This window comes from Paenibacillus chartarius (assembly GCF_042432825.1).
Taxonomy (GTDB): Bacteria; Bacillota; Bacilli; order Paenibacillales; family NBRC-103111; genus Gordoniibacillus; species Gordoniibacillus chartarius.
In genome coordinates this window covers 77,557-96,744 of the sequence record NZ_JBHLWN010000014.1, presented here as the reverse complement: position 1 = coordinate 96,744, position 19,188 = coordinate 77,557, and the positions used below count along the sequence as shown (strand labels likewise).

The following is a 19,188-nucleotide window of genomic DNA, read 5'->3' as shown; positions in this document are numbered from 1 at the left end:
GTCAACCCGCCGCCGCACCGCTGCCGTCCGCCTCCAGAATACCGGGCCGCCGGCGGCGCTGCGAACGGCCGTGCAGCCAAGCCAGCACCGCGGCAATAAGCAGCGGGCTCGCCATATGGAACAAGCCCCAGCCGATATCCGCTCCGCTGCCCGTGACGAGCAAATCGAGCCCCATGAGCAGCAGGTCCATCGTCGCGTGCGCGAACATCACCGTCATAAATCCGTATTTCAAAAATACATAGCCGAAAATGATCCCAAGGATCGTCACCTCAACCAGCCGCGTGTATACGGGATAAATCGGATACTGCGTATGGCTCGCCGCCCAAATTATGCTGGGCAGCAGCACGGCGGCAAACCGCCAGCGGACGATCCGCTCGAAGAAGGCGATCCCGAACAGCCGGAACGTCGCTTCCTCCGAGATGGCGGCGCACCAGGCAAGCAGCGGAAACAAGCTGGGCACAAGCATATTTAGCGGAGAGTTCGAAGCGTCGGCGACAGCCCATATGCCGAAGCCGTGTTCCGCTACAAAAAACAGCACCTGCTGAACTCCGAGTATAAACAAACAGATTAAATACCCGCGTCCCATCGACACCCACACTTCAGCCCCGAACGCAGCCTCCCGCCAGCGCGGCCACGGATTCCAGCCCGTACGGCGCCACAGCTCGGCGCCCGAGACGAAAGAGACGTACACGCCGATCGTCAGCAGCAGCGTAACGAAATTCATGAAGATCGAAATCGCAATGATGTCCAATTGTGAAGCGGCCGTCCCCGACTCCGCTTTGAACGCCGGGAACATATTCAAGTTATTCGTGCAATAGAACACCGCGTAAATGAGCGTCAGCAGCGCTCCGCGCGCGAAGGAGATCTGTTTGCGGTACACGATCGCATAAATAAATCCGGCGACGGCCATCAAAAACATGAAGCCGAGAGAAACCCATGTCATCAAGGACGCCTGCCAATCCTGCGAGGCCTTCCAGTCGATATGCTCCTGAGGCACCACGAACACCGGGGAGAAGCCGAACACCTCCCGCTCATCGGCATCGATCTCCAGTTGCAGCTTGGCGTCGCCGATCGCAACCGACTTGCTCTCGAACAGGAACAGCGTCGCGCGCTGATCCGTACGGCTCATGAGTGTAAAGTCGCCAGGATCATAGCCCAGTCGTTTCAGCTCCGCGGAGGCGACGGTTTCGCTTTTCGTTCGATCCGGATTTGCTTTCAGGCGAGCGTCCAGCACATCATCGGCAACCGCCCAGCCCAAAATTTGTTTATTCGTATAATTCACATCGATGAAGCGATGCTGATCCCCGGACTTGCTGCGAATTTCTACCGTAAAATACTCGATCGGGTATTTGTCCCCATACTTCTTCTCGTAGGTATCGGCCAATGTTTTGCGCTCCAGATACGTACTGCGAAGCTGGTGCGTCCGGTACGTAACGAAAGTGTCCGCTTCCCCGACGCCAAACCGTTCGCGGGCGAACGCAAGCGCCGCTTCAGCCGCCTCCCGCTTGCTGACGACTGGCTTCTCCGTCCCGGCCTCTCCCGGCTTGAGCCAGCTTGAAATTCCGATGACGGCTCCATACAAAAATACGCCAAGCGCGGCGAGCAGCAGTAAATTTCGGTTGAAAAACAGCTTCATCGTCCCTTCCTCCGTCCCCAAGTTGATATATTAAAATTACCATAATCAGGTGACATAAGCGAATGAAGAAGATGAAAATGAAAGAAAACACGGGTAAAGAGCATCATTTCGAATGAAAACAATGCTTCCGTTCTTTCATTGCCGCTAAACACCTGTCAAAATCCCCCACTATCGCGGAAAAACGGCTTTGTACTGCGAATGAAATAGGACTATAATTCAAATCAATTGAATGTAAAGCCGAATTTCCAATGGAAAACGGGGGAACCATGATTTTCAGGGGTGAATTTCGCCGCAGCGGCAGCGAGGATTTGTGCACGAATCCGACCGGGCCAATTGTCAGGCGAATAGGGCAGCCAGTGTGTCCGAATCCGTCAGCTAACCTCGTAGGCTTCACACGGGAACCTATGCGGCATTGGGCTTCCAGTGTCCTTTTTTTTGTCTTTTTTACGCTCATGCCGAGAAGGAGCACTTGAATGCCAAGAAAATTTACATTGTGGAACTTAACCCCCCCGCAAATATTGGTTCTCGGTTTCGCGGGCATTATTTTGCTGGGGGCTCTACTGCTCATGCTCCCCGTTTCATCGACAGACGGACGCATGACGCCGTTCATCGACGCCTTGTTTACGAGTACATCGGCGACTTGCGTAACTGGTCTTGTCGTTGTGGATACGAGTTTGCATTGGTCGATCTTCGGCCAAATCGTCATTATCTCCCTCATTCAAATCGGCGGACTCGGCTTTATGAGTATGGCGACGCTGATCTTCTTCCTGACAGGCAGACGCATTTCTCTAAAGGAAAGACTGCTGCTGCAGGAAGCGATGAACCACGGCTCTATGGATGGGGTCGTGCGGCTGTTCCGGAAAGTCATTCTGTATTCGCTGACGATCGAAGGCATAGCGGCCGTTATTTTCACGATTCGCTGGTCGTTCGATATGCCGTTCGGGCAAGCGCTCTACTTCGGAATGTTTCACGCCGTCTCCATGTTCAACAACGCCGGCTTCGACCTGTTCGGGCAAATTTCCGGCACGCCGTTCACGAGCTTAACCTTGTATGCGAACGACTTCGTTATTAATTTTACGGCTTGTGCGCTCATCATTCTCGGCGGTCTCGGATTCATGGTCATCTCCGAAGTGGTCGAGTACCGCAAATGCAAGAAGCTGTCGCTGCACGCCAAAGTCGTGCTTAGCATGACGGCATTCCTGATCGTAGCCGGTGCGGTGATCGTGTTCATCTTCGAATATACGAATCCGCGGACAATGGGTCCGCTGCCGCTTCACGGCAAAATCTTGTCGGCGTTCTTCCAGTCCGTTACGCCGCGTACGGCCGGGGCCAATACGCTGGACATCGGCGGAATGCGTCAAGCGACGCTGTTCTTCACGATTATTCTCATGTTTATCGGCGCTTCGCCGGGGTCGACGGGGGGCGGCATCAAGACGACGACGTTCACCGTTCTCGTCGCAGCGATGATTTCCATGATTCGCGGCAAGGAAGACATTGTGGTATACCGCAACAGACTCAATCAGAACCGGATTATGAAGGCGACGACGATGACGCTGCTCGCACTTTTTATGGTCACTTTCGTATCGATGATCCTGTCGACGACGGAGCCGTATCATTTTCTGAAAATATTGTTTGAGGTGACGTCAGCGTTCGGTACGGTTGGACTCACCATGGGGCTCACGCCGGATTTGACTGATTTCGGCAGAGTAATGATTGCATTAACGATGTTCGCCGGACGTTTGGGCCCGTTGACGCTTGCATACGCCTTACAGCCGAAGCCGGAAAAAGAGATGTACCGGTACCCGGAAGGCAAAATCACGATCGGATAAAGGAGATCAAGAGAGATGAAACCTGTACAATATGCCGTTATCGGACTGGGCCGCTTCGGCAAGTCGCTGGCAAAAGAACTGATGAACCTTGGTTACGAGGTGCTGGGCATCGATAAAGAGGAGGAAGCGGTCGACGAGATGGCCGACAAGCTGACGCATTGCGTCGTCGCCGATACGACCGACGAGGAAGTGCTGAAATCGCTCGGCATCCGGAATTTCGACTGCGCGATCGTCGCGATCGGGGACGATATTCAGTCCAGCATTATGACGGCGATCATGCTCAAGGATTTGGGCGTGCGTCAAGTCGTAGCCAAGGCGATGTCGGAACTGCACGGTAAGGTGCTCACCAAGATCGGCGTGGACCGGATCATTTACCCGGAGCGGGATATGGGCGTTCGGGTTGCGCATCAGCTCGTATCGCCGAACTTGCTCGACTTTATCGAGCTGTCGCCGGAATATACGCTTGTCGAGCTGACGGTGCCGAAGCATCTGAGCGGCAAATCGCTCAAAAACTTGGACCTGAGAGCACGGTACGGCTGTTCCGTCGTAGCGATCAACAAGCAGAAGAAGGTGCTGATTGCACCGGTTGCGGACGATATTTTATATGAAGATGATATTATGGTCGTCATCGGAACGAACAAGCAGGTTGCGGCATTTGAACGTGAAGTGAGCCGGGAATAAACCGGAATCGCTGCCCGCAAGCTTGGGCTGCAAATCGATAAGCAGGAGATAAGGGAGGGGGCGAAAGCCTCCTTCTATTTTTTTTGCGCAGGTGCCGATAGATTCACGCAGGCTCCGGCGTCTAATGATCAGGAAGGAAAACTTTCCATAATATTGGAGGCTGGTATACATGTCCTTGGAGCAAAGAGCGTCTACCCCATCTGTCGTGGAGCTTCCGGCGATGACCGTGATCGGCGTCAGCTTCGACGCGAATCTGAAGCAGATCGCGGAGGAGGAGCTCGGGAAGAAAGCGTATGAAGACTTGACGGCAAGGCAGGCTTCGATTGCAGGCAAAGCGGACGGGCACGTTCGCCTCGTACAGACGTATCCGATGAAGCCCGGCTTCAACCCGAACGTCGATCCGTTCAATCAGCTGATCGGATACGTCGTGGAAAGGGAGGATACGCCGGTGCCGGAGCGCATGACGAAGCGAACGCTCCCGGCCGGCGAATATGTGCGAATGACCCATCGCGGACGGGAATCCGAGCTTGGGCGTACGTATGACGAGCTCTACGGGCGGTGGATGCGGGAACACGGCCGCCGGCCTGCGGGCCACGACTTCGAGATTTGGGACGAGCGTTACAGGCCCGATCAGGAGGATAACGAAATCGACGTGTACGTGGCGCTGGCAGCGAACTCATGAAGCCAATAAGGCATGGCCCGGAAATGCGATCCGCGGCTATGCCTTATTTGTTTAAAGACGCCCGTATTGGCGCTTGGCTTCCTCGACGAAGTCCCGCGCCGTATCCAGCAGTGCGCCGTCGCTGTATATGAGCGCCGTCGTGCGCGTCGTCTGGCGGAGCTCGGGGATGTCGCGGACGGTCAATTCATTTTGCCTGATGAGACGGTCCCGCAAGTACGATTTGGGCAGCAGGGTGGCGGCGCGGCACGTGGAGACGAGGCGAATGATCGCCTCGAACGAATCGATCTCCATCTTGACGTCGGGAAAGACGCTGTACCGGTGCAGCAGCTCGTCCGTCAGGACGCGATACCACGTTCCCTTTGAAAATAAAATCATCGACAGGTCGTTGAGGTCGGTCACGACAAGCTCGGGCTTTGCGAGATAAGGGTGGCCGTGCGGCAGCACGAGGCACAGATGGTCGTCAAACAGCGGCTCGCAGATGAGTCCCGGCGTATGGATGGAGGATGCGACGACGCCGAGATCGACTTTGCGTTCCTTGACCATGGAGACGATTTCGTGCGTTTTGCCGGTGAGCGCTTTAATGTCGGTTGCCGGAAAATGGGCGGTGTAAGCCGTAATCAGATCCGGCAGCGTCGACTGCAGCGTCGTCAGACTGGCGCCGATCGTCAGCGTCGCAGGGCGCCCCGCTTTGACGAACTCGCGCAGCGACAGCTGAAACTTGCGCTCCAGCGCGCGGAATTCCAGCGCATATTCGTAGCACAGCTCCCCGGCCCGCGTCAGGGCCAGCCTTTTGCCTCGCCGCTCAAACAGCTGCACCCCAAGGTCCTCCTCCAGCTTCATGATCTTGCGGGATAGAGCCGGCTGAGATAAGTTTAACAGCTGCGAGGCTTTATTGAGGCTTTGCTGTTCGACAACTACCGAGAAAATGTCCAAGCCTTCCAACGGAGCTCCTCCTTATATGCAAATATGTTATAAAGGATTATACGAAATAAGCACTTCCATTATAAGCGGGAAAGGAGTAGGATGTATATGTCACCGGTTGTTCACATTTTCCTAAGATTGGGTATGCTATGAATACGGATTGACGCCTATTCCTAGCGGGAGTACAATGGAACATGGTTTTGTCATGGGGAAAAATGTTGAAGTTTGACAAATTTGTTTAAGGGGGACCCGCGTTTTATGTCTGGTGCAAACTCGTATTTCTACCGCAAGCTGCACTCGCTGCTTGGGGTAATTCCGGTCGGCTTTTTCTTGATCGAGCACCTGCTGACCAACTATGCCGCTTTCAAAGAAGGGCATCAAGGCTTCATCGATCAAGTGCTGTGGATCCACAGTCTGCCGCTTGTCCTGGCGCTGGAAATTTTCTTCATCTGGCTGCCGCTGCTCTATCACGGAGTGTACGGCTTGTACGTAGCCTTTACCGCTCGCCATAATACGAGCAACTTCGGCTATTTCCGCAACTGGATGTTCCGGCTGCAGCGCATCACCGGTGTCGTGACGTTCATTTTCGTCTTCTGGCACTTCTTCAATACGCGGTTCCAGATCACGCTCGGTAATGTCTCCGAAACGACGCTCGGCCCGCATATGCACGGCATTGCGACGAACTCGCTGTACTTCGCTCTGTATGTGATCGGCGTCATCGCCGCTACGTTCCACTTCAGCAACGGCATGTGGTCATTCCTTGTAGCGTGGGGCATTACGGTAGGTCCGCGCGCCCAGCGCGTATCTACATATGTATGGATGGGCGTATTCGTGATCATGACGGTAATGTTTATCCTTTCCTTGTACGCATTTACCGATCCTTCGTTCTCCAATACATCGAATCTTAAACTGGACCATTAAACGAGGAGTGAACATCAATGGCGAATTCCAAAGTAATCGTAGTTGGCGGCGGATTGGCCGGGCTCATGTCGACGATCAAAGTCGCGGAAGCCGGCGTTCACGTCCAGCTCTTCTCTCTAGTACCTGTTAAACGTTCCCACTCCGTCTGCGCACAGGGCGGCATTAACGGAGCCGTAAATACAAAGGGCGAAGGCGACTCGCCTTGGGAGCACTTTGACGATACCGTATACGGCGGGGACTTCCTTGCCAATCAGCCTCCGGTCAAGGCGCTTTGCGAAGCGGCACCGGGCATTATTCACCTGATGGACCGGATGGGCGTTATGTTCAACCGGACACCGGAAGGACTTCTCGATTTCCGCCGTTTCGGCGGTACGAAGCATCACCGTACGGCGTTTGCGGGCGCTACAACCGGCCAGCAGCTGCTGTACGCACTGGATGAGCAGGTTCGCCGCTGGGAAACAGCGGGACTCGTCACGAAGTTCGAGCATTGGGAATTCCTCGGCTCGATCATCGACGACGAGGGCGTATGCCGCGGCATCGTGGCGCAGGACCTGCGTTCGATGGAAGTCAAATCGTTCCCGGCTGACGCCGTTATTTTGGCAACCGGCGGCCCTGGCATTATTTTCGGCAAAACAACGAACTCCGTCATTAACACCGGTACGGCGGCTTCCGCTGTGTACCAGCAGGGCGTCAACTACGCGAACGGCGAGTTCATCCAGATTCACCCGACGGCCATTCCGGGCGACGACAAGCTGCGTCTGATGTCCGAGTCGGCGCGCGGCGAAGGCGGACGCATCTGGACATACCGCGACGGGAAGCCTTGGTACTTCCTCGAGGAAAAATATCCGGCGTACGGCAACCTCGTACCGCGGGATATCGCGACTCGCGAAATTTTCCACGTGTGCGTCGATCTGAAGCTCGGCGTCAACGGCGAAAACATGGTGTACCTCGACCTGTCGCACAAAGATCCGAAGGAGCTGGACGTGAAGCTCGGCGGTATCATCGAAATTTATGAGAAGTTCATGGGCGACGACCCGCGGAAAATTCCGATGAAGATTTTCCCGGCAGTTCACTATTCGATGGGCGGCCTGTGGGTCGACTACAATATGATGACGAACGTTCCGGGTCTGTTCGCAGCAGGCGAAGCCGAGTATCAGCACCACGGCGCGAACCGTCTCGGCGCGAACTCGCTCGTATCGGCGATCTTTGACGGCATGGTGGCCGGACCGAAGTCAGTCGAATATATTAAAGGCCTTAGCAAGAGCGCGGAAGACGTATCGTCCACCGTATTCGACGCGGAAGCGAAGAAGCATGCGGAGAAATACGAGCGTACGCTGAAGATGAACGGTACGGAGAATGCTTACGTGCTTCACAAAGAGCTCGGCGAGTGGATGACGAACAACATGACGGTCGTGCGGACGAATGCGAAGCTGCAGCAAACGCTCGACAAGATCAAAGAGCTGAAGGAACGCTACAGCAACATCAACATCAACGACACGGCGAAGTGGAACAACCAAGCGGCTCCGTTCACGCGTCAGCTGTGGAACATGCTCGAATTGGCCGACGCGATGACGCTCGGCGCCCTGCTCCGCGACGAGAGCCGCGGCGCGCACTACAAGCCGGAGTTCCCTGAGCGCGACGACGAGAAGTTCCTGAAGACGACAATTGCTTCGTGGTCGAAGGAAGGTCCGAAGATTTCCTATGAGGATGTCGACGTATCTTTGATTCCGCCGCGGAAGCGTGACTATTCGACGGACAAGAAGAAGGGAGGACATTAATCATGGCAGAGGCAGTAGCAGCGAAGAGCAGAACGGTTAAGTTTATCATCACCCGCCAGGACAGCCCGGAATCGAAGCCGTATACCGAAGAGTTCGAAGTGCCGTACCGCCCGAATATGAACGTGATTTCGGCGCTGATGGAAATTCAGCGGAACCCGAAGAAAGCCGACGGCGGCGCGACGACAGCGGTATGCTGGGAGTCGAACTGTCTTGAGGAAGTATGCGGCGCTTGCTCGATGGTCATTAACGGCAAGCCGCGGCAAGCGTGCTCGGCGCTGATCGACCAGCTGGAGCAGCCAATCCGCGTCGCTCCGATGTCGACGTTCCCGGTACAGCGCGACCTCGTTATCGACCGCGGCCGCATGTTCCATGCTTTGAAGAAGGTGAAAGCATGGATTCCGATCGACGGCACGTATGATCTTGGTCCGGGTCCGCGGATGGCGGAAGCGAAGCGTCAGGAAGCGTATGAGCTTGCCCGCTGCATGACTTGCGGCGTATGCCTCGAGGCATGCCCGAACGTAAACGACAAGACGTCGTTCATCGGACCGGCAGCCATCTCGCAGGTGCGTCTGTTCAACTCTCACCCGACAGGCGAGATGAACGCTCACGAGCGTCTTGAAGCGCTCATGGACGACGGCGGCATCGAGGGCTGCGGCAACTCGCAGAACTGCGTGCGCGCTTGCCCGAAAGGCATCCCGCTCACGACGTCGATCGCCGAGATGAACCGTGCGACAACGAAGCATCTGTTCAAGCGTTGGCTTGGCATGTAAGTATAATTAGGGAGAAGGCCGTTTCTTCCATAGCCCGAATCGTTGGGTTATGGGGGAGCGGCCTTTTTTATGCCAAATTAGAACGGATCTGTTCCACTTAGAGACTTGTTATTTCTAAATGGCATGGAAAGCTACTCTTGCGTTGAGGCAGGCTTCGTGAATGGGCTTCGATTAGGGGAATTTCTTATTGGTCTGCGGTATTATGCCTGAGTTGTTCGAGTGAGTGCTGTATGTATGCAGGCCTTTTATGGCTATCCGCTTATTTGCCAACCTTTTCAAGCCAATCCGTCGAACAATCAATGTGCAGAAAATCTTGTGAGCTATAACGGTTTCCGAGACCGTTATCTGGTTCGAGACGCGATATCTTACCATTTTAGCGGATTTTGAGGGCGTTATTTTCCAGCGATGTGGAAAAATCAAGCCCAATCTCACCATTTGGCGTTGTATAACGCCACCAAAGTCCTCTATTTTGAAGAAAAAGTGCGATAGCGGTAAAATAAGGCCCTGAAAGTCCATTAACGAACCGCATCGGCCACGCCGAGCTCCCGTAGAAAATCGCTTCAACGGGAAGCCCCGTTTTTTTGATCCAGGATTGTATACTCTTGGCATGAAGCTTACCAGTGAAGCCTGCTAGAATACATTTATACATGGAGTTATGTCTAACGAGCTGGAAAGTTACTTCAAAATTGATCTTTCTCAACCTTTAAAGAGCTGCGGGAATACGATTGACATTTTCGAATAGCAATATCCACCGCAGAAGGCCTAGAATCGAGTCGTTATAGCCATCGCACTCCATGCCCGAGGGCATGTACGGCAAACGAACACGGCATTTCCGTATGTAAATAAGCATTTCGACGGTACTATAAAAGAATAAGCCTATTCACCACACGCGGCAACGAATATGATAAACACAAGAAGGAACCAGCTGCTAATAATACATCTTAAGAGCTGATCCTAAATCTTAGAGGAGGGACTCCCATGAACGCAAAATACCAACGCCGCAACACTCCGGCTTTCACCGCCGCTTCTTACTTTGCTTTGGCTGCAGGAATATTCTTGTACTGCCTTGGCATTTACAATGCCGATTGGCAGCTCAACGTGAAAGGGTATTACTTGCTCTGTATGTTCTTGATCACGATCACGAGTATCGTCACTCAGAAGGTGGTCAGAGACAACGCCGAGGATAAAGCGCTGAGAATCGAAAATCCGAAGCACCGGATGCGGAATACGTCGGCATTTAGCGCTATGGCTATAGCCGGGCTGATCATCGGATTTGCCATGTTTTTCATCGGATTGTATAATGCGCCGTTCGAGCTGAACATCAAGGGCTACTATATTGCAGTCATGCTGCTGATCGCGTACAGCTCTATCGCGGTTCAGAAGGTAACGCGGGACAACGCCGAGGACAAAGAGATGCTGGAAGGATCTAATCATTCTCAGGAATAACATACAACAGCTGCGCTACCCGCTTCCATCGGAGAAGCGGGTGTTTTATTGCTAGGGGAAAGCGGATGTATGAAAGGAAGGATACGGCTTGCGGAGCCATTTTGACTGTGTTATGATAGCTTCATTGCAATTTTCCGGCCTAACGAACGTTAGTTAATAGGGAGGCGGAGGAGGTAAAACGAAGGTATGGCCATGCAGGATATACGTGCCGAGGCGCTTGCGCTGTTCGCCCGCTACGGCTATGAGGGGACGTCGCTTGCCGATATCGCGAAGGCGGTTGGGATCAAGACCCCGTCGATTTATGCTCATTTTGCCTCTAAGGACGCTTTGTACTTGGCGGTGCTGGACTGGGTGCTGGACGAACAGGAGCGCCTTTTGGAGAGGAGTGTAGGGGTACCGGGTACAACGGAAGAGAAGCTCAAGCGGATGTACGTCGATTTCACTGCCGGTTACACGAGTCGAACGGAGAGTATGTTCTACAAACGGGCGATATTTTTCACACCGCACCATTTGCTGCCGGTTGTAAGGGAACAGGTGCTGCGGGTGGAGACAAGGGCGGCTCAGGCGATCGGCGTAGTGCTGGAAGAGGGCTGCAGGAGCGGTGAACTGGCCGACATCGACCGGGATGAGGCGACGGCGAGCTTCTTTTGCTTGGTGGACGGCATGTTTGTCGAGCATGATCTTTATGAGGAGGAGCTGTACACCCGGCGTCTTGAGCAGGTATGGCGTGTATTCTGGCGCGGTATTGCGGCACATCCGAAGGAGCGAAAGGGAGATGGAGAAGGATGAACAATTGGGTGCTGCTGCTGGCCAGCTGCGCGGCCGAAATACTTTGGGTAATGGGGCTCAAGCTGTCGAACGGCTTTACGCATCCGGTGTACTCGATACTGACGGGCTTGTGTATTGCACTTAGCTTCTGGCTGTTCGCGAAGACGCTGAAGCGGTTTTCCATCAGCACGGGCTACGCGCTGTACACGGGCATTGGTACTGTAGGCACAACAATAGCTGGCGCGCTTTGGCTGGGCGAAGCCTTGACGTGGAGCCGGGTGTTATTTTTGGCGCTGCTGCTGTTCGGTATTATTGGGTTAAAGATGCAGTCGGAGCGTAATGAGGCCGAAGTTACTGCGCAAGGAGGAGATGTGTAATGGATTGGCTGCTGCTGATCACGGCCGGCGCGGCGGAAGTCGGCGGGGTCATGATGATGAAGGCGTCAAACGGCTTCAAGAAGCTGAAGCCTACCATTGCCGCCGTAATGTTCGGTGTAGTTAGTTTCTACTGCTTGTCGCAGGCGATGCGTTCCATTCCGATCGGTACGTCTTACGGGGTATGGACGGGCATCGGTTCGGCCGGCAGCGTGCTGCTGGGCATGCTGGTATGGGGCGAGACGTTTCATTGGCGTAAGCTGCTGCTGCTGCTCTGTATCATTGTCGGTGTTGTCGGATTGAAGATGACATAACGGGTGTTGGCGAGCATACCGTCGTTACCTCATCGAGAACAGCCTGAGCAGGCGGCGCGAAAATGAAACGGCTGCCGGTCTTGTATCGGCGGCTTGAGCTTCATGGAATGGATGTTGAGCGCCGGGACGTTCGGTACGGCCGAGAGCTTGTTTTGTCGGGCTAGTGCGGCGGGACTGTTGCTCGCGTACAAAATATTGAGTGGAATACATTGTAATCCCTCCAACCGGATGACTATGTTATGTATTATAACATAGTCATCGCTGTTTTGTGAGGGGTCAACCCGAAAAACATATGCCGCGTCATGTTAGATTACATAAGAGCGTGGAGTCCCTCGAGCACTTCGTCGCGGGGGAGTCCCCCGGCGGAAAGCTCCGTGTCCTCCATCTTCAGCAACCGCTCGTAGAAATCGTGAGCCAGCTGCCGGAATTCCGCGTGACGATCGCCGGGAACGGCGGCTTTGAGGAGGCGGTACAGCATGTTTTCCGCCTGGTCGTACTGGCCGGCCGCTTCGTAGTATGCGGCAAGCTTGGCTATAACATGCAGCGGCAAATGGTAGTGGTCGAGAGCGCGAAGCAGCTTCTCGATCTCCTCGGCATGAGCGGGGGCGGCGTTGTCCTGCTCTTCGTGCAATGCGGCTTCGGCACGGAGGAACAGGGCGGTCGCATACCGCAGATAGGCGTCCTCTTCCCGGCCCCAATCCCGGCTTACTTCGGCTTCTTCGGTCAGGAGGAGAGAAGCGGCGGCCATTTTGTCCGTTTCGATAATGTCGTTGGTGCGAAATAACGCGAGAAGGTCGGATTCGGACAAATGAACGAGAACTTTGGATTTCGGCAAATACAGCCGTGAGAATAAGCCCTCCAGCAGGTCGAACGCCTCTTGATGCTTTTTGTCCTGCCTTTGCAGAGATAACACGGTGGCCATCATCTTCGACATTTCCTCAATTAATCTGGTGATGTAATCGCGGTGCTGCATAGCGGTGATGCGCCTCCTTTGTTACATCCAAGGATTCGTGAGCGTGATTTTGCCGACCGCTTGGCCGGATTCGGCGTGTCGGTGCGCTTCGGCGACCTGCTCGAAGGTGAAGCGGCGCTCGTCGAGCAGCGGGCGGACGTGACCGGCATCGACGAGCTCGGCTATCCGGGCGAGCGCTGCGCCGTGCTGCTCCAGGCCGACGCCGAGCCGCACCTGCAGCAGCGTGAAGATGCCGTGCAGCGTCAGCGACTTGCTGTGCAGCGGAGTCAAATCGTGTGTCGACCGGGCGGAGGCGGTGACGACCTGCCCGAACGGCCGCGCGGCTTCCAGCGAGCGGTCGAGGTTGTCCTTGCCGACGGTGTCGAAGACGACGTCGAAGCCGAGGCCGTCCGTGAGCTCGCGGACATAGGACTCAACCGACTGCGACCGGTAGTCGATCGCAGCGTGGGCCCCAAGCTGGCGGGCGATCGCCAGCTTCTCCGGGGTGGAGGCGGTCGCAGCGACGACCGCCCCTGCCCATCGCGCGAGCTGCAGCGCGATGTGGCCGACGCCGCCTGCGGCGGCGTGAATGAGCGCCCGCTGCCCCGGGCGCAGGCGGGCCCGCTCGATGAGGCCGTACCATGCCGTCAGCCCGACAACGGGCAAAGCGGCGGCTTCGGCCATCGAGCACGTGCCGGGGATGCGCGCGGCGAGCCGCGCATCCAGGACCGCGTATTCGGCCAAGGCCCCTTGGCCGATCAGCGCGTAGACGGCGTCCCCGACCCGCAGGTCGGTCACGCCGTCGCCGACTTCGGCGACAACGCCGGCGGCGTCGCCGTGCAGCACCGCCGGCAGCGGCGGGGCGAGCTGCGGATGCAGCCCCCGCCGCAGCCGGCAATCGATCGGGTTGACGCTCGTCGCTTCAACCCGGATGACAATCTCGCCCGGACCGGCTTGGGGGCGCGGCACTTCGCCGAGCCGGAACGACTCCTCCGGCTCGCCGAAACGCTCCAGCAGCATCGCTTTCATCATCCTCTTCGTCATTGTCATTATGAATCCGACCTTTCCGTTTGGCTGCCGATCCGGCGCGGGCACTGGCCTCCATCCCGTCCGGCGCAGCCCGTTTTATATGTCTATTCTCGCATAGCGCAGCGGCATTTTCCACAGCTTGCCTGATTGCTGCCAATATGTGCGGGTTGGTCTCCCGCCCGATACCCGTTATAATGGGGTACCGAAAGGAGAGGATAACATGCTGCAAAGGAAGATTTGCGCTTTCCTGATCGGCTTGACGATTCTCGGAGGCGCCTTTCTGCCGCAAGCCCCTGCCGACGCTGCAGTCATAACGCAGCCGGGAAGCACTGGCGGCGACGTATGGGACTTACAATACCGGCTAAAGACGGTCGGTTTCTATACAACAGCTTTGGATGGGATATACGGCAATCAAACGAAGTCGGCCGTTGCCCGCTTTCAGCAGCAATACGGGCTGTCCGTTGACGGAATAGCGGGCGGAATGACGTGGCAAGCTATGCGCAGGGTGACCTTGAACCGCTCGGAGATGGATCTCCTGGCCAAGCTGATTTACAGCGAGGCCCGGGGCGAGCCTTACAAAGGACAAGTCGCCGTCGGAGCCGTTGTCTTGAACCGGATACAATCGAGCCAATTCCCGAACGACATTCGCGGCGTTATTTTTCAGCCGGGCGCATTTACGGCGGTGGACGACGGCCAATTCTGGCTGACGCCGGACCGGACAGCTTATTTGGCGGCTATGGATGCAGTGCGCGGCTGGGACCCAAGCGGCAATGCTCTATACTATTTCAATCCGGCAACGGCTACAAGCAAATGGATTTGGTCACGCCCGCAAATCGTAACGATCGGCAATCATATATTCACAAAATAATGTCAAAAGGGGCGCCTGCAGCAGCAGGCGCTCTTTCCTCTTATTCAGAAAAATTTATTTGTGGAATATTCCTTTATATGTTATTTTTGAGTTGGTTTGTCTACTGCATTTTACAAGAGTGCTAGAGTCGATCATGAGGGGAGCAAGAGAATGAGCAAAGGAAACTGGTTTCATAAGGGGATGCTTGCGGGAGCGGCCCTGCTCTTGGCATCTGCTGTAGCGTCCCGGCCTGCTGCGGCGGCGGACGAAGGCGAGCTGCCTGCAGTTATCGCCAAGACGACGCCGTCGGTCGTCGCCATCATCGGCAAGCCAAGCGGAACCGGCGACGATGAGTGGGAGTCCGACCGATTCAATTTGGGGCACGGAACCGGCGTTATTATGGATCGCAACGGGGTGATCATTACGAACGCCCATGTGGTCAAAGACATGAAAAACTTGGTCGTCGTAACGGCGGACGGCAAATCGTACCCGGGCAAAGCGACGAACATCGATGAAGAGAGCGATCTTGCGCTGGTGAAGATCGAAGCCTCGAATTTGCCGACGGCAACGCTTGCTGCGGCAGGCGACATTGAGGTCGGCGAAACGGTGGCGGCGATCGGTACGCCGATTTCGTTCGCACTGCGCAATTCGGTCACGGTCGGCATCGTCAGCGGCCTGGATCGGTCGCTCAGCTCGCGTTACCAGCTGATCCAGACCGACGCGGCGATCAATCCCGGCAACAGCGGGGGCGCACTGGTCAATATGGAAGGTGAAGTCGTCGGCATCAATACGATGAAGTTTACAAGCTACGGCGTGGAAAACTTGGGCTTTGCGATTCCGATGGATACGGTGCGGTATGTGCTGGACCATTTTCAAAAATACGGCAAAGTGAAGCGTCCTTATTTGGGCGTCGAGCTTGAGGAAAGCTGGGAAGCGGTTGTCGGGCTGCCGAGTCAGGACGGGCTGCGCGTCGCTTATGTCGAGCCGGAATCGCCGGCTGCGAAAGCCGGTTTTGCGGAAGGCGACCAGCTGCTGAAGATCGGCGATGCGGCGGTCAATACGCTTGTCGGTTATCATGAAGCGCTGAAAAAATATTTGCCCGGCGATTCGCTCAGCGTAAAGGTGAAGACGGAGTCCGGCCAGCAAACCGAAAGATCGGTAACGTTAGGCGAAGATACGAGCGTACAGAAGCCGGTCGCAGAGGGCGGCGACGATTCCGGCATCGATGCCGACCAAGGGAAGACGTTGATCGGCGACAGCTACTACGGCTGGTCGATGAAATATCCGGCGGGCCTCGTCAAGGAAAGTCAGAGCGACGACGGGGACGAAGTGGATTTCGAAGACGCGAAGGGCGAGTTTTCGCTGAACATTCAAGTGAAGGATATGAGCGGGAGCGAGCTGTCCATTGCAGGCCTGTTCGGCAAAATGTCGGCTGCCGGCACCACCGTGCTGGAGAAAAAATATGTGAAGCCGGAATCGGGCTTGCCTTATGCGAAGCTGGTGGCCAAATCTTTCCGCGACTCGTATACGCAAAGCAGAGCTTATCAGAAGGACGGCAAAGTGTACATCGTCAGCTTGTATGTCGGCGATGAAGAAACGTACACGAACAAGTTCAAGCTGAACAGCTACGACGATTTGCTGGACAGCTTCAAGCTGTCGTTCGATAAATCGAATGCCGCATTGAAGGATATCTCCGTACATAAGACGACCGGCAGCAAGGTGACGAACGAATACGGGCTTAGCCTGCAGCTGCCGGCGGATTGGGACGACGAAGGCTCCCGGTTTAACAGAAACTTCTTCATGAGCGACGACTACGAGCAGTACGTAAGCTTCGAGGTCAGCTCCGCGTCCTCCGGCGAAACGCTCGACGCTTGGCTGAAGCGGAAGCTGCAATTATTTAACGATCAATACGCGGCGGCGTTCAGATCGGCCGGAGAAGCGCAGGATGTAACGATCGCCGGCGCTCCGGCCAAGCGGATCGAAACGTCGTCGACGATGGGCAGCGAGTGGAATTCTACAACGACTTTGCTGATTCTGAAGGATAAGTACAAGTACGAAATCTCTATAGGCTACCCGAAGGACAGCCAAGGCCGCGAAGCGTTCGTGAAGGGAATTATCGATTCGATTCAGATCGACAAGAGCGCAATGAATCCGGCGCTCGGCTTCATTCAAGATGTGGAAGAGCTGCTGGACCCGAACAAGACGGTCCGGTACCAGAGCGAGAAGTATAAGTATGCCTTGACGGTACCGGAAACGTGGGAGGACCTCGAGAACTCCTACTCGGACGAGAAGGATCCGGCCCGTATCGGTTACTATTTCACGGGAGGCGGCTTCGCCCTCGAGGCCGATGCCAACGGCAAAGCGGAGACGAAGCTCAAGGACCTGGAAACGGCCCACAGGAAAAATGCCAACGACGACGCGGAGTACAAGTACACGGTCAGCGATGAGAATGTGTTCGGCGTCGCAGCCAAGAAGATCGAGCTCGTATACAACAACTCGGAGGCTCCTTACCGTCAGACCCAGTACGTGTTCGAGAAAAATCATATCGTCTACACCGTCACGCTCCGGATGAACGATGCGGTTCGCACGGAAGCTAATGAAAAACGGCTGAGCGATGTGCTCGCTTCATTGCAGTTCACGGAATAGTGAAGAGTGAAACCGGAGGCCGGGTGCCGCGCAGTTGCGGCATCCGGCTTCTTTGTGTTGTGTAACAATAAGAATAACATCCAATTCGGTAATTATTTATTGTAAAACGATAAATCCTGTGTTACATTCAAATCAACTATAATAAGTGAGGTGCTTTTTGTGAAACGAGGAACAACGCTCTTTTTGAAGGCGGCCATTATGTTAATCGGAACCCCGGTTCTTGCCATGTGTATATTTTTGGTGCCTGAAATCGGAAAATTTGCAGCTGACTTATATCCCGAAATGGCTTATTTACAATATCTCGTTTTCATTGATTTGTATGCAACGGCGGTCCCTTTTTACTTTGCTCTGTATCAGGCCTTCAGGCTTCTCGGCTTTATTGATAAGAACATAGCTTTCTCGGAACGGTCGGTAGGCGCATTAAAAACGATTACATACTGTGCAATCACGTTCAGCGGTTTGTACGTGTTAGGCATGCCGCTCTTTTATTTCATGGCGGAGAGGGACGATGCCCCGGGGATTATCCTCATCGGAATGGTCCTTATTTTTGCGGGCCTGGTCATAGCCGTATTCGCTGCCGTTCTTCAAAGGCTGTTACAAGAGGCTATCGATATCAAATCGGAAAATGACTTAACGGTCTGAGGTGAACACTATGGCGATTATTATCAATATTGATGTGATGCTGGCAAAGAGAAAGATGAGCGTTACAGAGCTTTCGGAGAAGGTCGGAATCACGATGGCGAACCTGTCCATATTGAAGAACGGAAAGGCCAAGGCGATTCGAATATCAACTCTGGAGGCGATTTGTAAAGCTTTAGATTGTCAGCCTGGAGATATATTGGAATACAAAATGGACGAAGACATTCAAGGATGAACGGAATATGTCATTAATGTTGATAATCGGCCTTCTCGGCGTCGCGGCTCTTATTCTCTTTAGGAATCAAATAAAAGGAATCGTCCGTAACGATCATTACTTGGTGCAGAAACTAAGTCGGGCGCAATGGTACCACAATTTTTGGTTAAGCGGCCTTTTCTTATTCGTTACGAATGCTGTGCTATTTTCTTGTACGCTTCTCTTGATTATCTTACAGCTGCATTTTGCCATTCCGATCGTCCACTTGCTTGTCATGATGGCTGCTGTGATCGTAAGTTTATATGTATGGTCCGTCATGCATCGGGCGTGGCAGGGCAGTACAAGCGGCCGATTGAAAATGGGCTGTATCGGAAGCAGCTTTTATGCTCTCTTGACGTTGGCGTTCATTTATATGCTAATCACGTTAGAGCCTGCTTATCCAGGCGAAGATACGTTTATGGCTGCGGTCGGGCTTGCATGTGGAATCGTCGTGACAGCCGTTGCGTGTACCGCTTGTTTGGCCTTTACATCAATTTCGGGGGAATAGGATTTTACGAAATAACAAAGCGGCAGTTTAGGACGATGTTCTCGTTCTAGGCTGCCGCTGTTTCCCGTTGCCGGTGTCATTGAAAGCAGGAACGCTCCGTTGATATAATAATGCTAGATTTGACGACATTCGACATGCTGCTGCGGTGCTTGGGACGGGTCGACTACCAATGCACATCAACGCTCACACTTCTG

At 54.6% G+C, this 19,188-nt stretch carries 20 protein-coding genes and 1 riboswitch; of the genes, 15 read left to right on the top strand and 5 right to left on the bottom strand.

The window, feature by feature from the left end; all coding sequences use genetic code 11:
* Window position 1 precedes the first annotated feature (1 nt).
* On the bottom strand, window positions 2-1,636 hold the full coding sequence (locus ACFFK0_RS02395; RefSeq protein WP_377468281.1) for a CPBP family intramembrane glutamic endopeptidase: 1,635 nt from the start codon (window positions 1,634-1,636) through the stop codon (window positions 2-4).
* Between the two features lie 225 nt (window positions 1,637-1,861).
* Window positions 1,862-2,041, top strand: a riboswitch (cyclic di-AMP (ydaO/yuaA leader).
* A gap of 68 nt (window positions 2,042-2,109) precedes the next feature.
* On the opposite strand from ACFFK0_RS02395, the gene ACFFK0_RS02390 reads away from it, so the two are divergent.
* The 3 genes from ACFFK0_RS02390 (at window position 2,110) to ACFFK0_RS02380 (ending at window position 4,828) form a co-directional block, all read left to right on the top strand.
* Complete coding sequence (locus ACFFK0_RS02390; protein WP_377468280.1) at window positions 2,110-3,465, top strand: TrkH family potassium uptake protein; 1,356 nt, start codon at window positions 2,110-2,112, stop codon at window positions 3,463-3,465.
* Window positions 3,466-3,480: 15 nt separating this feature from the next.
* Window positions 3,481-4,146: a potassium channel family protein gene (locus ACFFK0_RS02385; RefSeq protein ID WP_377468279.1), complete on the top strand. Its 666-nt coding sequence runs from the start codon at window positions 3,481-3,483 to the stop codon at window positions 4,144-4,146.
* A gap of 169 nt (window positions 4,147-4,315) precedes the next feature.
* On the top strand, window positions 4,316-4,828 hold the full coding sequence (locus ACFFK0_RS02380; RefSeq protein ID WP_377468278.1) for a GyrI-like domain-containing protein: 513 nt from the start codon (window positions 4,316-4,318) through the stop codon (window positions 4,826-4,828).
* 51 nt (window positions 4,829-4,879) lie between these two features.
* Here the strand turns inward: ACFFK0_RS02380 and ACFFK0_RS02375 are convergent, their stop codons facing one another.
* Window positions 4,880-5,770, bottom strand: a complete 891-nt coding sequence (locus ACFFK0_RS02375) for a LysR family transcriptional regulator (protein ID WP_377468277.1) — start codon at window positions 5,768-5,770, stop codon at window positions 4,880-4,882.
* A gap of 237 nt (window positions 5,771-6,007) precedes the next feature.
* Here ACFFK0_RS02375 and ACFFK0_RS02370 point away from each other — a divergent pair, with 237 nt between their 5' ends.
* From ACFFK0_RS02370 to sdhB, 3 genes are read left to right on the top strand one after another with little or no spacing between them, the layout of a single operon-like run.
* Window positions 6,008-6,670 (top strand): succinate dehydrogenase cytochrome b558 subunit, encoded by a 663-nt coding sequence (locus ACFFK0_RS02370; protein ID WP_377468275.1) that lies wholly within the window; start codon window positions 6,008-6,010, stop codon window positions 6,668-6,670.
* 17 nt (window positions 6,671-6,687) lie between these two features.
* A complete protein-coding gene (gene sdhA / locus ACFFK0_RS02365; RefSeq protein WP_377468274.1) occupies window positions 6,688-8,448 on the top strand; it encodes a succinate dehydrogenase flavoprotein subunit in 1,761 nt (586 codons plus the stop codon).
* A gap of 2 nt (window positions 8,449-8,450) precedes the next feature.
* Window positions 8,451-9,218 (top strand): succinate dehydrogenase iron-sulfur subunit, encoded by a 768-nt coding sequence (gene sdhB, locus ACFFK0_RS02360; protein WP_377468273.1) that lies wholly within the window; start codon window positions 8,451-8,453, stop codon window positions 9,216-9,218.
* A 373-nt stretch (window positions 9,219-9,591) separates the two neighbouring features.
* Here sdhB and ACFFK0_RS02355 read toward each other — a convergent pair whose 3' ends face one another.
* Window positions 9,592-9,918 (bottom strand): hypothetical protein, encoded by a 327-nt coding sequence (locus ACFFK0_RS02355; protein ID WP_377468272.1) that lies wholly within the window; start codon window positions 9,916-9,918, stop codon window positions 9,592-9,594.
* Window positions 9,919-10,196: 278 nt separating this feature from the next.
* Here ACFFK0_RS02355 and ACFFK0_RS02350 point away from each other — a divergent pair, with 278 nt between their 5' ends.
* The 4 genes from ACFFK0_RS02350 to ACFFK0_RS02335 all read left to right on the top strand — a co-directional run bounded on the left by ACFFK0_RS02350 (window position 10,197) and on the right by ACFFK0_RS02335 (window position 12,120).
* Entirely contained in the window at window positions 10,197-10,664 is a 468-nt protein-coding gene (locus tag ACFFK0_RS02350) for a YiaA/YiaB family inner membrane protein (protein WP_377468271.1), read from the top strand.
* A gap of 186 nt (window positions 10,665-10,850) precedes the next feature.
* On the top strand, window positions 10,851-11,453 hold the full coding sequence (locus ACFFK0_RS02345; protein WP_377468270.1) for a TetR/AcrR family transcriptional regulator: 603 nt from the start codon (window positions 10,851-10,853) through the stop codon (window positions 11,451-11,453).
* Window positions 11,450-11,809 carry a DMT family transporter gene (locus tag ACFFK0_RS02340; protein ID WP_377468269.1) on the top strand — a complete coding sequence of 120 codons (360 nt, stop codon included), beginning with the start codon at window positions 11,450-11,452 and terminating at the stop codon, window positions 11,807-11,809. The genes ACFFK0_RS02345 and ACFFK0_RS02340 overlap by 4 nt, the downstream gene beginning before the upstream one ends.
* Window positions 11,809-12,120, top strand: coding sequence for a DMT family transporter (locus ACFFK0_RS02335; RefSeq protein WP_377468268.1), 312 nt, complete (start codon window positions 11,809-11,811; stop codon window positions 12,118-12,120). The genes ACFFK0_RS02340 and ACFFK0_RS02335 overlap by 1 nt, the downstream gene beginning before the upstream one ends.
* A 310-nt stretch (window positions 12,121-12,430) precedes the next feature.
* On the opposite strand, the gene ACFFK0_RS02330 is transcribed toward ACFFK0_RS02335, so the two are convergent.
* Together ACFFK0_RS02330 and ACFFK0_RS02325 are read right to left on the bottom strand one after the other, a co-directional pair.
* A complete protein-coding gene (locus ACFFK0_RS02330) occupies window positions 12,431-13,093 on the bottom strand; it encodes a DUF6483 family protein (RefSeq protein ID WP_377468267.1) in 663 nt (220 codons plus the stop codon).
* A 21-nt stretch (window positions 13,094-13,114) separates the two neighbouring features.
* A complete protein-coding gene (locus tag ACFFK0_RS02325) occupies window positions 13,115-14,101 on the bottom strand; it encodes a zinc-dependent alcohol dehydrogenase family protein (protein WP_377468355.1) in 987 nt (328 codons plus the stop codon).
* A gap of 220 nt (window positions 14,102-14,321) precedes the next feature.
* Between ACFFK0_RS02325 and sleB the strand changes: the two genes are divergently transcribed.
* From sleB to ACFFK0_RS02300, 5 genes are all read left to right on the top strand, one after another.
* Window positions 14,322-14,969, top strand: a complete 648-nt coding sequence (gene sleB / locus ACFFK0_RS02320; RefSeq protein WP_377468266.1) for a spore cortex-lytic enzyme — start codon at window positions 14,322-14,324, stop codon at window positions 14,967-14,969.
* Window positions 14,970-15,119: 150 nt separating this feature from the next.
* The gene (locus ACFFK0_RS02315) at window positions 15,120-17,594 is read left to right on the top strand and encodes a trypsin-like peptidase domain-containing protein (protein WP_377468264.1); all 2,475 of its coding nucleotides are present in this window, start codon (window positions 15,120-15,122) and stop codon (window positions 17,592-17,594) included.
* Window positions 17,595-17,753: 159 nt separating this feature from the next.
* Window positions 17,754-18,236, top strand: coding sequence for a DUF2975 domain-containing protein (locus tag ACFFK0_RS02310; RefSeq protein WP_377468262.1), 483 nt, complete (start codon window positions 17,754-17,756; stop codon window positions 18,234-18,236).
* 10 nt (window positions 18,237-18,246) lie between these two features.
* Complete coding sequence (locus ACFFK0_RS02305; RefSeq protein WP_377468260.1) at window positions 18,247-18,468, top strand: helix-turn-helix domain-containing protein; 222 nt, start codon at window positions 18,247-18,249, stop codon at window positions 18,466-18,468.
* A gap of 7 nt (window positions 18,469-18,475) precedes the next feature.
* Window positions 18,476-18,994, top strand: a complete 519-nt coding sequence (locus ACFFK0_RS02300; RefSeq protein WP_377468258.1) for a hypothetical protein — start codon at window positions 18,476-18,478, stop codon at window positions 18,992-18,994.
* Window positions 18,995-19,188 lie beyond the last annotated feature (194 nt).

Excerpts from the sequence above, each read along its gene's own strand:
- ACFFK0_RS02335 (WP_377468268.1), top strand. The coding sequence starts at position 11,809 with ATGGATTGGCTGCTGCTGATCACGGCCGGCGCGGCGGAAGTCGGCGGG.
- ACFFK0_RS02370 (WP_377468275.1), top strand. The coding sequence starts at position 6,008 with ATGTCTGGTGCAAACTCGTATTTCTACCGCAAGCTGCACTCGCTGCTT.
- ACFFK0_RS02385 (WP_377468279.1), top strand. The coding sequence starts at position 3,481 with ATGAAACCTGTACAATATGCCGTTATCGGACTGGGCCGCTTCGGCAAG.
- ACFFK0_RS02395 (WP_377468281.1), bottom strand. The coding sequence starts at position 1,636 with ATGAAGCTGTTTTTCAACCGAAATTTACTGCTGCTCGCCGCGCTTGGC.
- ACFFK0_RS02300 (WP_377468258.1), top strand. The coding sequence starts at position 18,476 with ATGTCATTAATGTTGATAATCGGCCTTCTCGGCGTCGCGGCTCTTATT.
- sleB (WP_377468266.1), top strand. The coding sequence starts at position 14,322 with ATGCTGCAAAGGAAGATTTGCGCTTTCCTGATCGGCTTGACGATTCTC.
- ACFFK0_RS02345 (WP_377468270.1), top strand. The coding sequence starts at position 10,851 with ATGGCCATGCAGGATATACGTGCCGAGGCGCTTGCGCTGTTCGCCCGC.
- ACFFK0_RS02305 (WP_377468260.1), top strand. The coding sequence starts at position 18,247 with ATGGCGATTATTATCAATATTGATGTGATGCTGGCAAAGAGAAAGATG.
- ACFFK0_RS02325 (WP_377468355.1), bottom strand. The coding sequence starts at position 14,101 with ATGAAAGCGATGCTGCTGGAGCGTTTCGGCGAGCCGGAGGAGTCGTTC.
- ACFFK0_RS02330 (WP_377468267.1), bottom strand. The coding sequence starts at position 13,093 with ATGCAGCACCGCGATTACATCACCAGATTAATTGAGGAAATGTCGAAG.
- sdhA (WP_377468274.1), top strand. The coding sequence starts at position 6,688 with ATGGCGAATTCCAAAGTAATCGTAGTTGGCGGCGGATTGGCCGGGCTC.
- ACFFK0_RS02350 (WP_377468271.1), top strand. The coding sequence starts at position 10,197 with ATGAACGCAAAATACCAACGCCGCAACACTCCGGCTTTCACCGCCGCT.
- ACFFK0_RS02380 (WP_377468278.1), top strand. The coding sequence starts at position 4,316 with ATGTCCTTGGAGCAAAGAGCGTCTACCCCATCTGTCGTGGAGCTTCCG.
- ACFFK0_RS02315 (WP_377468264.1), top strand. The coding sequence starts at position 15,120 with ATGAGCAAAGGAAACTGGTTTCATAAGGGGATGCTTGCGGGAGCGGCC.
- sdhB (WP_377468273.1), top strand. The coding sequence starts at position 8,451 with ATGGCAGAGGCAGTAGCAGCGAAGAGCAGAACGGTTAAGTTTATCATC.
- ACFFK0_RS02340 (WP_377468269.1), top strand. The coding sequence starts at position 11,450 with ATGAACAATTGGGTGCTGCTGCTGGCCAGCTGCGCGGCCGAAATACTT.
- ACFFK0_RS02390 (WP_377468280.1), top strand. The coding sequence starts at position 2,110 with ATGCCAAGAAAATTTACATTGTGGAACTTAACCCCCCCGCAAATATTG.